The organism is Petrocella sp. FN5, assembly GCF_029210395.1.
GTDB lineage: Bacteria > Bacillota > Clostridia > Lachnospirales > Vallitaleaceae > Petrocella.
Genome location: NZ_JARGDP010000003.1, coordinates 1 through 16290, shown reverse-complemented (window position 1 = coordinate 16290; position 16290 = coordinate 1). Strand labels below are relative to the sequence as shown.

Sequence of the window (16290 nt, the reverse complement as noted above, 5' to 3'; positions counted from 1 at the left end):
TAAATTCATCGCATACAAAAACTGGATCGTTATCGTGAATAAGGTATTTTGGTTTATGGTCATAAGGAGTAGCATTTCTGATTTGTTGTTTAACTCATTCAAGGTTAGGGTTAGTCGTAATAGCAAAATGCTCAATTTTTCGTGAACCATGATTAATTATTATAAGTACATAAAGCATTTTAAAGCATAAAGTTGGAACAACAAAATAATCCATAGCCCATATTTCTTTGCTATGATTTTTAAGAAATGTTTTCCATGATTGAACTTGTTTTTCTGAAGGTGGTTTTTTAAGTTCCGGAATGTATTTGGTCATTGTATTTGGTGCTGGAGGATTAACTACTCCCATAGAAAGCAACATTTCATGAATTTTTTTAGGCGACATCAGAGGGTTTTCCTTATGAATTTTTTTTATTAATTTTATAATGTCTTTTTCTATAGGAGGTCGGCCTACTTTCTTAGATTTTTTTCTCCAATAAATTTTAAAAGCTGTTTTATGCCAACGTATAACCGTATCAGGTTTGAATATTGCTGATAATTGTTTCCAATTTGAGTGAAATTTTGATATTAGTACCCATAGTTCCCTAAAGGCTCGATGAGACTTAGACTTTTTTATCTTTTTATTTTCTAGTTGCTCAGTCAAAAGTGCAATTTGACTTCTGAGTGCTATAATTTCAATGTTTTTAGCAGCATTACTCATAAAAACTACTTTTATGATTTGAATAATATAGGTTAACCAATGTTTAATATATTTCATGAACGATTTCAATTTATATTCTCTCTTTGTAGATACCAGTCCCTTATATACATATATATTTAAATTGTAACATATAAATAAGCAAAGAAGGTGCAAAGTGCTAGCAAAAGTAAGCATACTCATATATATAATAGCAGCAATTTTACATTTTATAGATGATCAGATAGCACTCTTTATACTGTCAATAGTGCTAGGGTTTATTACTTTATGTTTGAGTCTATACATGAGTTTTCGGGAGCTGAGCCCTCAATTAAAAGAATACAGAGAATCAATTTATAGAATGGAAGCTGAAGAAGCTAGCGACGATGAGATATTAAATTTTATGGATCAAGAAATAAAAGTAAATCCAAATAAAATAAAGAAGACGCCTTTGTGGATGAATTTTGTTATGGCATTTGGCATTGTGAGCAGTATTATTTTATGTGGAATTGGAATTATTAATTGGCTTTAAAGATAGTTTTATGAGAATATCATGAACAAGTCTCTTGAGTGCCAAGGGTTAAAATAGTATAATCATAAATGTAATTCAGTTTAAATCGTTACAAGATTGAATTATTAACAGCTTATGAGTTTAATAAATAGATGAAAGGAAATTAAAGGAAATGAAGTCTGTTAAGGTAGCTGTATATCTCCAGGATTATTATTCAGAAGATAGTGAAGAGCAATTAAATAAGGCAGAAAAGACTATAATTGAATACATTAACAATGAACCGACTTGGGAATACAAAGGTGCATTTAAAGATAGTGATCGTAACTTCCCTTCTTATCATCTTGAAAGGTTGGTTAGAGAAGCTAAAAAGAAATCTATTGAAATTATTCTAGTCGGTTCTCTTTCAAAAATCAATGAATCATTAAATAATGCCATGGATACTATACATGAGATTCTTTCCATGGGTATTCGCATTATTTTTTTTGAAGAAGGTATTGATAGCAGTACCTCAGAGGGCAAAATGCTTCTTGAAAAGTTAAGAAGTACTTTAGCTATTGAAAAAAAGTTGGCGTCGGTAAGTAGAAAATGGACTTTCGATAGGATGTTTGAAAAAGGCAATGTCATCTTCGTGAGATTGCTAGGATACAAAAAAATAGACGATCAGTGGGTCATTATACCCGAAGAAGCTGAAATTGTAAGAGAAGCATTTAAACTTCATTTGGAAGGCCTTTCTTTACTACAGATTGCTAGACGATTTATATCTAAGAAATATAAAAAAGCAAATGGCAGGATGGACTGGACACCGACAGCTATTAAAAATATTATTAAAAATGAAAGATATACCGGTGATGTGCTGTGTAGAAAGACAGTATCAGATGAAGATGTAGCACCCGGTTTAACAATAAAGAAAAAGCAGTATCTGGTTAAAGATCATCACGAAGGTATTATTTCTCATGAGGATTTTGAAAAAGCAAACAAATTGTTATGGCAAGGTGTAAAAGGCGAAGATAGAGGGGATATCCCAAAATATCCATTATCAAGAAAACTTAAATGTAACCTTTGTGGTGCTAATTTTCAAAGATCTCAGAGTAGAGATAAAGTTTTTTGGCGTTGTGGCACCCATACAAAGAGTAAATCATTATGTCCTATGACTGGCATCAACGAAGAATATGTAAAGAAAGCAATGCTGAAAGCATTCTTTGATAAGTTCAACGATGGTGTAAAGGATTTTAGAATATTGATTGATTTTCTAAGAGAAGCTGAAACTTTTAAAGACGATTACGTTAATCCTTTAGCCGAAAGAATAAATCAAATTATTGAAGAAGAAAATCATATTGTGCTTCATGGCGATCTTAATAAACTTGAAGAGTTAAAGAGTGAAAAGGTTGAAATAGAAGCGCTTTTAAGGGATAGAACTAAAACTTTAATGGGTATTGAAAAAGATTACACAGTTAGAATGAAAGCTATTGGCATACTAAATGAATTAATCGATAAAGGTGGTTCAGTACCAGACTTACGAGAAGCGTTGAATGATTTCTGGTTATTAAGAGCCTTTATAGTACAAGTAACGATTCATTCTGATGAATTATATGATATTGAGTGGATTAACAATGAACATAGTGGTGTTCAGATAGAAGCAGGTGAGTAGCGTATGGGAAAAAGATTAGCAATATACATTAAAGAGTTTGTTAATAAAGATGAGCGTGACTTTGTTTACGGAACTGAACTAGATAACTATATATCAAATTTAACAGAGTCATCTAATTGGACCACGGTAAAAACCTATAAAGATAAAATTGAAAAGGATCTTGATGCTACAATTTTAAAAGCTTATCATCGAATGATTAAAAAAGCCCTTAAGAAAGAAATTCATGTCATTGCTTCTTTTTCAATAACCCTTTTTGGAAAAAATCGTGATGAAGCACTTGAAAACATAAATAAATTGATGGAATCTGGCGTTGAATTGCTTTTCTTTCATGAAGGAATAAAATTGCCATCAAAAGATGGTGATGCATATATTAAGTTACTTAATAAGCTTTCCCATGCTGAATCCATTAAATATTCCACACAGACGAAAAAACAGATTAAAAAGAGCTTTCAAAAGGGTAAAGCGCATACGCCAACCACCTATTTTCTTGGTTATGATACTGATAAAAACGGTGATATTGTTATTAATGAAGATGAAGCAAAAATTGTTAGAAGAATCTTTAATGACTTTTTATCAGGTAAAGGGACACCAGCCATTGCAAAAGAACTTACAAAGGAAAAAATAAAAACTGGAAGAGGTAACACCAATTGGACAAGCAACGCTGTTTATAAGATTATTAAACAAGAAAAGTATTATGGTGCTGTTAGAACTCAAAAGTCCGTTACATTAGAACCACATACCCATAAAAGAGTTTGGAACAAAGAAAATGAACCACAGTATTTAATAAAAAACAATCATCCGGCAATTATTTCTGAGGATATGTTTTTAAGGGTTCAGAGAGAACTTAAGTTACGAAGTGAAATGAGAAAAGAAGATGAAGAAGGCGTAATTTCTACCCATAGCAATACATCTGCTTATTCTAATATTTTCACCTGCGGAGAATGTGGAAGACCGGTCATTAGAAGAACCTTGACATCGAGAAGTAAAGGTGAAAAAGTACATTTTAAAGCTTGGCATTGCCGAGTAGCAGCAGGAAGAGAAAAGGAGATGAAATGCAAAGCGCAATATGTTTGGGAAGATGAACTTAATAATTCGGTAAGAGAAGTTTTTACTGAACTTAAAGCAAACAAGAATAATTTGGCTTCAGAAATAGATGACAATCATATTCAGCCCATGTTTACAAGTGAAGAAAATCAGTTATTAGAAGAGCTTTCCTCAAAGCTTCATGCTGTTGATATAAGACTAAAAGAAATTTCGGATCTTACGGTATTAGGGAAAGATATTGCCTATGAAGAGAGTCTTGAAAAATTAACCGCTCAGCGAGAGCTGATGAATAAGCAATATGAAGATTTAAAGTTTAAGAAATATGAAGCAGAACTCAGTGCAAAACAACTGGATGTCCTACTAGAAAAATTGGAACAATTTGATCCTGAAGAAAGTGATATCCAAGATATCTTCTCTAAAACGGTTCAAAAGGGGATATTGTTTACGAATCACCGCTTAGAGATCCAGTTTAAGTGTGGTATTGTTAGGGAGTTTACTGCTGAGAAGAGCAAATAGATTAGAATGAACTAAGATTTTATTTGGTAAGGGGTTTTGGAAATGACTCAAATAAACGATTTAATTGGTACAAGAACAGGAATGCTAACAGCCATTGAAATAATAGAAACTAATCAAGGACAGAAAATTAAATGCAAATGTGATTGTGGCAATGAGAAGATCATAGCTATAAAGAGTTTTAAATATGGAAAAGTTAAAAGCTGTGGTTGCTTGTCTTCTAAGAGCAAATTAAAAGATATTACGGGTCAGCGATTTGGCAAATTAGTAGCTAAAGATTTTACCGGAAAAATCAAGAATCATACTGCGGTATGGCTTTGTCAATGTGACTGTGGAAATACAACGGAAGTAAAAGCTAATGCTCTTTCAAGTGGAGGAATACAGAGCTGTGGTTGTTTACGCTCTGAGGTTCGTATTCATGATTTATCAGGGCAACGATATGGTAAACTTGTTGCAGTAGAGAAAACCGGTAAGAAGCAAAACAATTCCCAAGTATGGCTATGTGAATGTGATTGCGGTAGCAAAGTTGAAGTTTCAGCAGGGAATTTAACCAGTGGAAAAACGAATAGCTGTGGGTGTCTTTTGGATGAATCTAGAAAAAAAGCAATTAAGAAGGCTTTAGATACAAGACAAAATCAGTATGTAGATGGTACAGATATCTATCAATTGGCTCAAGACCCAAGAACAAATAATACCAGTGGCGTTGTTGGAGTAACTTATGATAAATCGACAAAGACCTGGAAAGCAAAAATCCAATTTAAGCAGAAAAAATATTATCTAGGGTCATCAAAAGATATTAATGTAGCAATTCAGTTGAGAAAGGAAGCCGAAGAAAAGTTGCACGGTGAGTTTTTGGAATGGTATAAAAATCATAAAAATAAGGACCATCACATTGATTAGTCCTTACCATCATCTGCTCCTAAGAAATCACTTTTTAAATCAACCGGAATATTTAACTGATACCCTTTCGAATTCATGATCATAAGCTTTACAGCTAATAAATGAACATCGGTCTTGAGAAAACAGGCAGTTTCATAAAAGTTGTATCCTTGGTCAAAATATTCTAATATATCCTTCGTTGAAAATAATAACTCGGCAGCAAATAGATTGGCTTCATACTCTGGTTTGCTTTTCATATCATATATGGCAAATTCCTGTAGAGTATGGTTTTCGGCTATATGTCTGTGGAGTTGATCATGCCCCAACTCATGGGCACAAACAATCCTTTGAAGGGGTTCACAAATCTGATCATTAATAATTATGAATCGATTGTGGCCATCTCTTTTATAGAATCCTTTAAGCTTGCCAAGATCCATAAACAAAACATCGATATTCATGTTGGCAGCTATTTCAAAAGGATTTCGTGTCTTATATTTCTTTATGAGTCTAATTGAGCGGTTAATAATGTAATCGTTCAAATCATTCCTCCCCCTTAGAGAGATTTCAAGAAATTACTCTTCCGTATCTCGATATTTTTTTGGAGTAAATTTTTTGTTTTTTTCTTTTGATCGCCAGTAAATTTCAGTGATTGCCTTAAAAACTTTATCTTGATCTTCATCACTTAATTCACCTCCTGCAAAGAGCATGGCTGTTTCATTAATAAATGATTCAGCCTTTTTTTTACCCCTGTAGCCATATTTTGCAGTGGCATCGAGTAAAAAAGATTCGCTTTCTGATAATAAATAATCAGTTGAAACATCAAAAATTTTACATAGCTTTAGGATGAGTTCTTTTTTGGGTTGCCTTTCATCATTTTCATAATAAGCTATAGTACGAACTGTAACGCCTAATGCTGTGGCAAGATCAGGCTGGGTCATGTTACGTTCGTTTCGGAGTAGTTTTATTTTACTTCCTAATGTCATTGTACACACCTCTTCTAATAATTTAAGTCTTCATTTAACAAGTATTGACATGAACATTTAGTTCATGTATAATGAACAGACAGAACATGTGTTCGTGGTTAAATAATAACACAGAAATGGTTGAAATGTCAATAAAATCAATAATAAGAGGTGAGGTATGTATGGGAAAGACGAAAAATGGCCTTGAAAGATTAATGAACTCTTTTAAGGTCTATGATGAAATTGATGAGAAAGTGTATCACGATGCCCATCTACTACTTAACATATATTCAGATGTTTTGTGGGGCATTAAAAATAGCTACACCAATATTGTATGTGAATGTAAAGAAATATATGGTAATTCGTCTGTTGCAGTATTGGATGTTATGACAGAGTTTGGTTCGGATTTAAAGGCAAAGCTATTACATGAACAATTAGAAGATGCTGAAGCAAGTAAGGTGATCATAGATATCATCAATAGTGCATTGCTTAGACTTAAGACTTATCCTAAAAAAGGTGAGGCTTATCATAAAATTCTTAATGCTACATATTTTTCAGATAAAAAATATGAGGAACAAGATTTGTTGGACATGCTAGAGCTGTCCCGCTCTACATATTTTCGGCAAAGAAAAAAAGCGATCTCCCTATTTGGCGTTATTTTATGGGGATATGTACTACCGGAATTTATCAGTAACATGAGACTAGATTGAGACAGAATTGACACTAAATTGAGACTCTTTTGGTACTGACGTGACATTGTCAATAGGGTATAATGGGTATGCTGGATGAATTAGGCATATATGACCTCTGCTTTTGTGGAGGTTTTTTTGTGCCATTTTTCAAATCAAAAATTTAATATAGGCAAATTTTAGGCTAGAGGTCAAAGTGACTTCTGGCCTTTTTTTGCGCCCTTTTTTAGGAGGAAAAAAATGACAGATCACAAAAGTATCTTAATTCGTGGTCCATAACTTTTTATTTTGTAAAGAACATTTCATTAATTACAAATAGGAGGTATGGAAAATGAATGAAAAAGAAGAACGGGAAAAAGCTTTAAAAAGATATTTTATTCCGGTAGATGGCAAATACTATGAGACGACAAAGGAAGTCTATGAAGTTTATTACCAGATGGACCGAAGGGAGCGGTACTTAGAAGAGCGAGATTTGAATAAGGGGGTTATCAATTTTTGTGATATCGATAATGAAGATTACTCTGCTGAAGAAATATTATCTGATAAAGATACAGATATTGAAGAAGAAGTTATAAATAGTGTATTAATAAAAACAGTTCTTGAAGCCATGTCTTTGCTCAGTGAAGAAGAAAAATGGTTAATTCAAGAGCTGTTTTTTTGTGGGAAAAGTGAACGGGAATTAACTAGGAATACTGGTATTCCAAGGAAAACCATTAATTATCGAAAAGAAAAAGCACTGAGTAAAATAAGAAAATTTATAAAAATATGAAAAAAGTTTCGCCCACCCCCCCTCTTTTTTCGGCTTATAAGTAAGGGGGTTTTTTATCTCTCAAGATCTTTGACAAATAGTAAAGCTAATTTTACTCATATTCAATATTTTAGGTACGTTACCTTGTGACCGAGAGGAAAGCGACATAAGCGGATGCGCCATGACGGAAATTCCAGAGCGTTAACATCCGGCTTTAAATTATCTAGTGGTCTAGATAATTCGCCATGATCCACAAGGGGAAATTTGAACGATACTTCTGTCAAGTCCTAAGTATCCTATGGATGGCAGCCTGACAAATGGTCAGGAGAATACAGCCTTTGCCTGGAAGCCAATGGCATAGGTTGCTTCTATGAGGTCAATGACTATTGACCGCCTAAAGTATTTATTAACTATATTTTAAAAGAATCACTTAACAGTACAAACGTGTAACGAAGTTGTTTTGACTTGGTTCTAGGTTTGTGCTGTTAAGTGAAACAAACTTAACTAAAGGAGAACTGATGGATAATATTCAAGCAAATTTAGAAACAAAAGATATTTTAAAGAAAATAATCGGTGAAAAATGGATCACAGAAAATTCGACAGGTGTATTCATTATTAAAGACTGCATCGTAGTCCAGAGCTTTACCGGCAAGAATTACACCTATCGTGTGGTTAATTATGTTACAGGGGACCAAAAGTATTTATTTTACAAACGACAAGAACTAGCAAAGCGAGATTATGATGGTGTTATTGATAAAATCAAAGCCTTATCTTTTTATGATTTGAAACAAGCCTCAGATGGCTCTGAGATGATTGATCTTATCTTCAGGGATATCTTTCCCAAGTATGGTTTTGTTGTAAGAGAAGAGCAGGTAGAGTTATCAAAGCATATATATGAAAACATGAAAGAACGGAAGATATCCTTAAGTGACATTGCAGTCGGTCTTGGTAAAACCCACGCTTATCTAATTGCAGCAATCGTGCACAGTATTTTTGCAAGAAAGGGTCGGTTTTATAAGCAAATGCCAATTGTGATTACCACATCAAGTATTGAATTACAAGGCTCAATCATAAAAGAGTACATACCGGAGATTTCTAAAATGCTGATAGAAAATGGTATTATCTCATCACCAATCACCTGTGTACTTAGAAAGGGTAAAGAAAACTATGTTTGCGAAAATCGCTTAAAGGATTATTTTCAATCACTAGATCCCAAGCGTAAACGTTCTAGTGAATATAAAGGACTAGAAAAATTAATTCAAAGTAGAAACATTGATCTTGCTGATGCTGAAGATATTAGTGCTTATGATAAACGAAAAATCAATGTTAAAAGTAGTCAGTGTATGAAATGCAGCAAGTTTAAGACATGTGCTTTTCAGCAGTTTATGAAAGAGGCGAGAAAAAGCACTTATCATTTTCAAATATGCAACCACAACTATTATTTGGCAGACATATTAAAGAGAAAAGATGGTCGAAGATCATTATTGCCAGATTATCAAACAGTCATTATTGATGAAGCACATAAGTTAATGGATGCTGCAAATCAGATGTACGGAACAACCATTAATGAACATGAGGTGAATCACTTGATGAAGAAGATATCGCCTACCCACTCAAAGAAGAAGAGTCAAAAAGAATTAAAGAATTTAACGAGTGAGGTGATGGCACTTAATCAAATGTTCTTTGATGCTCTAACAGAACAAATTCCAAGAACAGCATTTTCTGATGATACAGAAAAATTTCCAACAACAATCACTTTAAGAACCATGACACTTTTGAAGAAAATGGTATTCATCATTCATGAAATCAGTAAGAAGATGAGTTATACAGAAAGACAATTTCTAATTGACCTTAAAACTGTTCTAGATGGTTTGAGAGTATTTTTATTAGAAACAAATATCTATTGGATGGAAAATCCTAAGGCTAAGAGTCAACGGATGCTGGCATCCATTCCTAAAGTCATCAGCAAAGAATTAGGTGACGATTTCTGGACGGTTAAGCGGTCCATGATTTTAACATCAGGTACCTTAGCTGTGGATGGAGATTTCAGTTATATCAAGCATCAACTTGGCATGAATCATATCAGCGATTGGAAGATTAACGAACTCACCAAATCATCACCATTTCACTTTAAAGAAAATTGTATGCTCTATATTCCAAAGAAGATGCCTTTTCCTAATGTTGATGATGAAGCATACCTTCAGTTAATGGGGGAAGAAATATCAAGGCTAATTAATGCATCCAATGGACATGCGTTGGTCTTGTTCACATCTTATAAGCCATTGCGACTGATATTTCAGCATATCAAGGAAGAACATCCGAATCGACAGCTAATAGCAATGAATCGTGGCAAAAATACAGCCATCGATGAATTTAAGGAAAGTCAAAATGCTGTTTTATTTGCAACTGGAAGCATGTGGGAAGGTGTGAACATACCAGGGGATGTATTGTCCCATTTAATTATTGTGAAGCTACCCTTTCCAATACCTGATCCAATCAGTGATTATGAAAAGTCATTGTACCCAGATATGAATGAATATCTTAAATCGGTGTTGATTCCTAAAATGTTAATAAAATTACGACAAGGTGTTGGTAGATTGATACGAAGTGAAACAGACACTGGTGTTATTTCTATACTAGATGTCAGAGCCAGTGACAATGGCCGGTATCATCAAGAAGTTTTACATGCATTACCTGAATGTAGAAGGGCAGAGAGCATTGAAGATATTCGAAATTTTCTTAATGATAAAAAAGAAAAGAACTATTTTGAATGAGAAGTAATAAGGAAGTAATTGTACACTGTATACAAAAATAAAATAAACGAAATATTGAGCAAAATTTGGCAAAGGAATAGAATAAAAGCATAAATAGCGCTATTCCTTTTGGAGTTAATTACAAAGGAGATGAAATTTTATGGAAACTAAAAAGATTTATTACACTGCTGAGGATGTTGCAATAATGTTAGGTATTAGCATTGGAACGAGCTACAGAATTATTAGAAAATTAAACAAAGAATTGAAAGAACAAGGTTTTATTGTAATTGCAGGCAAGTTACCAATCAAATATTTTGAAGAAAAATATTATGGATTAGGCGCATAAGGAGGAATATTGTGAGGACAATTAGAGATGAGAATACAGGTAAATGGAAGGTTGATTATACTTATGTCGATTGGCTAGGTAATAGAAAGAGATCTACCAAACGTGGATTTGCAACTAAACGTGAAGCTGAAGAGTGGGGAAGAAGTTTCCTCGCTCAGAAGCAAGCTGATAATACAATGACTTTTGGTGATTTTTTAGAAGTGTATTATGAAGATATGGAAGCCAGATTAAAAGAGCATACCATGATCAGCAAAAAATATGTAATCGATCTAAAGGTATTACCATATTTTAAAGATATGAAACTGAGTGATATTAAAGCGTCAACAGTTCGCAAATGGCAAAATGAATTAATGAAAAAGAATTATTCAGACACGTATCTTAAAAGTATTAACAATCAATTGAGTGCGATTTTAAATCATGCAGTAAGATTTTATGAACTTAAAAGTAATCCATGTAGAAAAGCAGGAAGCATGGGTAAAGGGCAGGCAGATGACATGGAGTTTTGGACAAAAGAAGAGTTTGATGCATTTATTGAACATGTGATGGATAAGCATACTTCCTATTTAGCTTTTTCAACTCTTTATTGGACCGGTATGAGAATAGGGGAACTGTTGGCACTAACACCAGCAGATGTTGATGTTAATAAGAAGACGATCTCCATTACAAAATCCTACCAGCGTTTAAAAAGTAGAGATGTCATTACAGAGCCTAAAACACAAAAGAGTAAAAGAACTATTAGCATACCATCATTTCTTGTAGCAGATTATGAAGATTACTTTACTAGGATTTATAATTTTGATGTAAATTCAAGAATATTCAATGTTACAAAGGGATATCTCTCAAGTGAAATGAGACGAGGTGTAAAAGAAAGTGGCGTTAAAAAAATCAGGCTCCATGACCTGAGACACAGTCATGCAAGCCATTTGATAGAGCTTGGTTTCACGCCAGTAGCAATTGCAGAAAGACTGGGTCATGAAAAAGTTGAAACAACACTGAATACTTACGTTCACCTTTACCCAAATAAGCAAAATGAGATTGCTGATAAATTAGATGCAGAATATAATGAGGAGGCTGATTAATGGCTTGTCCAAACAGGAATAGAAAAAGGCCAAGAACTCTTGCTTTTAGATGTACCGATGAAGAATTTGAAATCATTGATAAAAGGATAAAAGTAACTGGTGAAGTTAAAGGAGATTATTTAAGAGAAGTTGTATTAACTGGTAAAGTTCAAATCAGTGTAGGAAAATTTAAAAGCGATAAACTTGCCTATGCAATAAAAAATCTGGCTCGCGAATTAAAGAAGATAAGAGATTCAAATTCAGATGAGGAATTGAAGACTCTACTGAATGAAACACATATTTTGCTTCAGGAAATGTATCCACTGGTTGTTCCAGAGGAAAATGAATTGGTTTAAAATTAATGTAGATTGAAAAGAGTATCTGATTAAGAGTATGAATGTACTTTTAATCAGATACTCTTTTTAGTGTGAATGTCAATGAAAAAGTTTACCACTTGCTCATGAATTAGTTTACCACAACGCTAGTCAATTAGTTTACCACCTGCTATTGAAACTGTTTACCACTATGGTTCATAAGGTGGGAAGCACGAAGTGCTTCCCATGGTAGATTACCACCCACAGAAATCAGGATATTCTATACCATGATTTCTTAGGAGGGCTTCAAGTATATCCGCATGTTCTCTTAATTCATGATAATCTTGACGCAGTTTTGCAAATGCTTCATCTGCCTCCTGAAGTGCAACTTCTGCTATTTGCAGATCCATTTCCATATCTGTCATATTTATTCAGTCTCCTTTCCATCAGCTGATACAACGGCTGCGTGTTCAGCACGATAAGGATTGTCTGAATTCATATTCAAGACATGTGATCGAAAGGTAAGCCGATCAATTAAGGCAGTGACCATTGTCTGGTTTTCAAACATTGTAGTCCATTCTGAAAACCTCAGATTTGTAGAGACGATAACACTGCGGCGTTCTGCACGGTCAGCCACCACCTTGAAAAGTAACTCTGACTGGTGGCGATTGAAGGTAAGGTAGCTTAGTTCATCAATGATTAAGAGATCAGACTTGGCAATCTGCTTCTCTAAACGCATGAGCTTGTGATTATCTTGAGCCTCTATGAGTTCATTGGATAGATTGGCCGCTGTATAAAACTTTACATTCATACCCTGCATGCAGGCTTTGATACCAAGGGCGATGGAAAAATGTGTTTTCCCCGTTCCCGGATTTCCAACCATTACGACGTTCTGCCGCTTGTCGATGAAGTTACAGGTGGCTAGTTCCTGAATGAAAGCTTCGCTCATATGTTCAAAACGTCTCAAATCCAACTCATCCATGGACTTGAGGTAAGGGAAGCCAGCAGTTTTGATTTTTCTTCTACGCGCACTTTCCTGTCTGGAGTCTAACTCCAGTTTCATAAGGGCCATCAGAAAATCTTCATAACCTTGATTTTGGTCCAGTTGCCTGATCACATCGGCGTACTGATTGAACATAGGAGTTCGTAGCTGCTTGGCGTATAACTCAATGGTTTGTAAATGGATTTTGTTCATCGTACAGCCACCCCACATTTCTCATCATAAATTGCCAAATCAGTGGTGGTAACCTGTATTTCACTTTTTAGATAGACTAGATTCGACTCAGGTGTTGTATGAAGTTGACTTCGAATCATATCAACCGTAGGAACAAGTGATTGTGGTAGCTGTGACTTAATGTAAAGCACCCGTTCTTCTCCGTAATCTACACATAAGCGCAAGAGCTTAACCATTTCAGCATTACCTCCAGGAAGTAATCGCCCCCAATCTAGTAGCTCTTTTGTGACGCTAGATTTCACAGGTTTTGCCTGAAAAACACTCCTTGGTTTTCTTTCAAGAAGTTCGATGTAATGTTCCAGACGGTATTCAGTTTTTCCTGATCCGTACATACGATCATAGGTTGCAATTAGCTCGTTATTGTAGAAGAAACAGACTTTACTAGCATAACCCTTTGCATTGATTGTCTTCCGCAAATACTTAATCGGCACTGAATAGTTGTTCTTTTCAAAACGAACCGTGGAGTAGTCACCAACAATAGGCGTAGCACTTCGACTGGTATCAAACCGATAGGCTGGTATCTGTTTTAAGAAGTACCATTCTTCCTCATACGCCTCCTTAACTGTCTGGTTATGTGTTGCTATCTTGTGGTTGTTTCTGTAGCTTAAACAATCCCTTAGAAGACTTTGATTAAGCTCATCCAAAGAAGATACTCTTGGTACTGGAACCATGAAATTTCGTCTGGCATAACCGACCAAATTTTCCACAAGCCCTTTTTCATTGCCACTTGCGATGTTGCAGAAATCTGTTTGGAAGGCATAATGTGCAGCAAAGGACTTATAACCATCTGTAGCTTTAGCATGGCGTCCAAACCCTTCTTTTACAGCCACTTTGGCATTGTCAAAAATAATCCGTGATGGAATGCCTTTGAAATGATCAAACATGAGCTGCTGTGCTTCCAGAAACGACTCCAGATTCTGTGAGTAGAATGCTTGAACAAAGATATCACAACTGTAAGATAATCTGCCACAAAAGAAGGCGATTTTTCGCTTCTGGTTATTGATATAAACTGTAGCATCGCCCCAATCAATCTGAATGGCTTCTCCTGGTTCATACTCTAGAGGGACATCAGCTTGAGGGGGGATAGAGGATTCTATACGAAGTGCTTTTACAGCTTTTCGTATGGTTGATTCTCCACCTTTGAAGTCTTTTTCCTTGACCAAACGGTCATATATTCGCTTCGCAGTGTGTTTTTGTTTCGACAGTTTCATCTGTCGATCTTCTTCGAGACACGCAAGAATAAAACTTTGGACATCATCAGTAATGACTTCTGTCTGTCGAGAATACTCCTTGCGTATATCTGGATATGTGTTACCTTCACAATACTTTTTAACGGTCTGCCTCGATATACCTAGGCTTCTTGCAATAGACCGTATGGATTCGCCATCGCTATAGCGAATCCGAATTTGATAATATAAATCCACTTCAACAATCACACCTTTCATCTCCTTGTAAGAATTTAGTCACCTAAAATTTTACAAGATATTTATTCAAGGTGGTAAACTTTTTCGATAGCGAAAGTGTTAAAAGTGGTCAACTATTATAATAGCGTTTACATTTTAGTTTATATGCAAATTGTAATCTATATAATTTAGGTGTATAATAAGTTCAAGGATTTATAACTAGCCCAAATGGCGAGTTATCCAAAACGATTTATTAAGCATTTTCAGGGGTTGAATTTTGACTCCAAAATGACTCCATTTTGACTCATGAATGAATAGATGACTCCAAAATGGCTCGAATTTTTTTGATAGTCAGCAAAATTTCGGCTAATATTGCAAATAAAAACACAAAAAACACTATGAAATCATGAAAATTCAGGGTGAAACAGACTACCCTAATTGAGTGGGAATAGTAAACTTAAAGCGTCAGACCCTTGTGTATAAAGGGTTTGGCGCTTTTTTGATGTTTGGGTGATAGTAAATTGATATTAAAAGGTATTTTTTAGTGATTTTCTAAGCGTCCTTCTACATGAGAGACAAGTTGATTGTAGAGGGAATAATTATATTCGTTACTCTTGATGAATTTAGCAAAAAGTTCTTTTATATGGTCTGTACTAAATGAATTGCTAATGCTAAAATTTAAATGGTTTAGAGAACTATCAGTGATATAAATTCTCTCATAATCTATGTTTATCAGATTAGCTGTAATATCTACTGTTTTATCATCAATAGTAATCCATGAATGTGTTTTTTTGTCAACGGTTCCTTCAGTAAGGGTAATATTTATATTTTTTGATAAGTAGTAATTTCCAAGCATAACTGTGAGAAGTTTATCAAGTGAAATTTCATTAGGTAAAAAAGGCCTTTCAGAAGTTGTCTTATCAATAAATAATTTATCAATTCCTTCTTTAAACTGAATTGCGATCATTCGTACTTTTGAATCAATTATTTCTTCAGTCGTCATCTCTCTAATTCGATATCGGTGTTTGTTAAACTTGTGGTTATCCAATTTTTTTATACATTCAATGAGCTCTAAAAAGCCGGATGAAAATCCGATGATTGTTGATCCTTTGTATTTGGGATAAGATTCAGCCATTCTTATAAACTTATTTTTTTCAATAGTAGATACTATTTCTATAATTTCCAGATCTAAGTTGCTTGCAATAGGGCTTTCTTTTAGCTTGCTTATGGTATTATTTATGCAGTTAACATATCTTGGGATTTCTTTATCTAAATCATATTTGCCGATTTCGCCGGGTCTTTGTTCATTGTTAATTGTAATTGTAGATTTCAACCGTACTATATTTTGACTATAATAGATTTGATTGAAAGTTTTTAAATCTGAATCATTAATTTTGGTTAAATCTTTTTCGATTTTCGCAATATATAAAAATAGATTCATTAGACGATATACATATAAATATAAACTAACAAGATCATTTTCGACAATTAGAAAAGCTTTTTTGCATTTCTTGT

At 34.3% G+C, this 16290-nt stretch carries 17 protein-coding genes; 10 read left to right on the top strand and 7 right to left on the bottom strand.

Going from position 1 to position 16290, the window contains the following annotated elements:
• Positions 1-94 precede the first annotated feature (94 nt).
• Positions 95-754, bottom strand: coding sequence for a hypothetical protein (locus P0N36_RS01510; protein ID WP_275840973.1), 660 nt, complete (start codon positions 752-754; stop codon positions 95-97).
• 97 nt (positions 755-851) lie between these two features.
• Between P0N36_RS01510 and P0N36_RS01505 the strand changes: the two genes are divergently transcribed.
• The 4 genes from P0N36_RS01505 to P0N36_RS01490 all read left to right on the top strand — a co-directional run bounded on the left by P0N36_RS01505 (position 852) and on the right by P0N36_RS01490 (position 5289).
• Positions 852-1205 carry a hypothetical protein gene (locus P0N36_RS01505; protein ID WP_275840971.1) on the top strand — a complete coding sequence of 118 codons (354 nt, stop codon included), beginning with the start codon at positions 852-854 and terminating at the stop codon, positions 1203-1205.
• Between the two features lie 151 nt (positions 1206-1356).
• Positions 1357-2832, top strand: a complete 1476-nt coding sequence (locus tag P0N36_RS01500) for a recombinase family protein (RefSeq protein ID WP_275840970.1) — start codon at positions 1357-1359, stop codon at positions 2830-2832.
• A gap of 3 nt (positions 2833-2835) precedes the next feature.
• A complete protein-coding gene (locus P0N36_RS01495) occupies positions 2836-4392 on the top strand; it encodes a recombinase family protein (RefSeq protein ID WP_275840969.1) in 1557 nt (518 codons plus the stop codon).
• Positions 4393-4434: 42 nt separating this feature from the next.
• Entirely contained in the window at positions 4435-5289 is an 855-nt protein-coding gene (locus P0N36_RS01490) for a hypothetical protein (RefSeq protein WP_275840968.1), read from the top strand.
• Here the strand turns inward: P0N36_RS01490 and P0N36_RS01485 are convergent.
• A complete protein-coding gene (locus tag P0N36_RS01485) occupies positions 5286-5807 on the bottom strand; it encodes an ImmA/IrrE family metallo-endopeptidase (protein ID WP_275840967.1) in 522 nt (173 codons plus the stop codon). The two genes, P0N36_RS01490 and P0N36_RS01485, sit on opposite strands and share 4 nt — an antisense overlap.
• Before the next feature lie 33 nt (positions 5808-5840).
• On the bottom strand, positions 5841-6251 hold the full coding sequence (locus P0N36_RS01480) for a helix-turn-helix transcriptional regulator (RefSeq protein ID WP_275840966.1): 411 nt from the start codon (positions 6249-6251) through the stop codon (positions 5841-5843).
• A 161-nt stretch (positions 6252-6412) separates the two neighbouring features.
• Between P0N36_RS01480 and P0N36_RS01475 the strand changes: the two genes are divergently transcribed.
• The 6 genes from P0N36_RS01475 to P0N36_RS01450 all read left to right on the top strand — a co-directional run bounded on the left by P0N36_RS01475 (position 6413) and on the right by P0N36_RS01450 (position 12180).
• Positions 6413-6940, top strand: a complete 528-nt coding sequence (locus P0N36_RS01475) for a hypothetical protein (RefSeq protein ID WP_275840965.1) — start codon at positions 6413-6415, stop codon at positions 6938-6940.
• 310 nt (positions 6941-7250) lie between these two features.
• Positions 7251-7688, top strand: a complete 438-nt coding sequence (locus P0N36_RS01470) for a sigma-70 family RNA polymerase sigma factor (protein WP_275840963.1) — start codon at positions 7251-7253, stop codon at positions 7686-7688.
• 497 nt (positions 7689-8185) lie between these two features.
• Positions 8186-10441 carry an ATP-dependent DNA helicase gene (locus tag P0N36_RS01465; RefSeq protein WP_275840962.1) on the top strand — a complete coding sequence of 752 codons (2256 nt, stop codon included), beginning with the start codon at positions 8186-8188 and terminating at the stop codon, positions 10439-10441.
• A gap of 139 nt (positions 10442-10580) precedes the next feature.
• The gene (locus tag P0N36_RS01460) at positions 10581-10766 is read left to right on the top strand and encodes an ICEBs1 excisionase (protein WP_275840961.1); all 186 of its coding nucleotides are present in this window, start codon (positions 10581-10583) and stop codon (positions 10764-10766) included.
• Positions 10767-10777: 11 nt separating this feature from the next.
• A complete protein-coding gene (locus tag P0N36_RS01455) occupies positions 10778-11845 on the top strand; it encodes a site-specific integrase (RefSeq protein ID WP_275840959.1) in 1068 nt (355 codons plus the stop codon).
• A complete protein-coding gene (locus P0N36_RS01450) occupies positions 11845-12180 on the top strand; it encodes a plasmid mobilization protein (protein WP_275840958.1) in 336 nt (111 codons plus the stop codon). The genes P0N36_RS01455 and P0N36_RS01450 overlap by 1 nt, the downstream gene beginning before the upstream one ends.
• 212 nt (positions 12181-12392) lie before the next feature.
• Here the strand turns inward: P0N36_RS01450 and P0N36_RS01445 are convergent, their stop codons facing one another.
• The 4 genes from P0N36_RS01445 to P0N36_RS01430 all read right to left on the bottom strand — a co-directional run.
• Complete coding sequence (locus P0N36_RS01445) at positions 12393-12563, bottom strand: hypothetical protein (protein ID WP_275840957.1); 171 nt, start codon at positions 12561-12563, stop codon at positions 12393-12395.
• Between the two features lie 2 nt (positions 12564-12565).
• Positions 12566-13333, bottom strand: a complete 768-nt coding sequence (gene istB, locus P0N36_RS01440; protein ID WP_275840955.1) for an IS21-like element helper ATPase IstB — start codon at positions 13331-13333, stop codon at positions 12566-12568.
• Positions 13330-14808, bottom strand: coding sequence for an IS21 family transposase (istA, locus tag P0N36_RS01435; protein ID WP_275840954.1), 1479 nt, complete (start codon positions 14806-14808; stop codon positions 13330-13332). The genes istB and istA overlap by 4 nt, the downstream gene beginning before the upstream one ends.
• Before the next feature lie 508 nt (positions 14809-15316).
• On the bottom strand, positions 15317-16290 hold a 974-nt coding region (locus P0N36_RS01430), incomplete at its 5' end, for a hypothetical protein (RefSeq protein ID WP_275840953.1).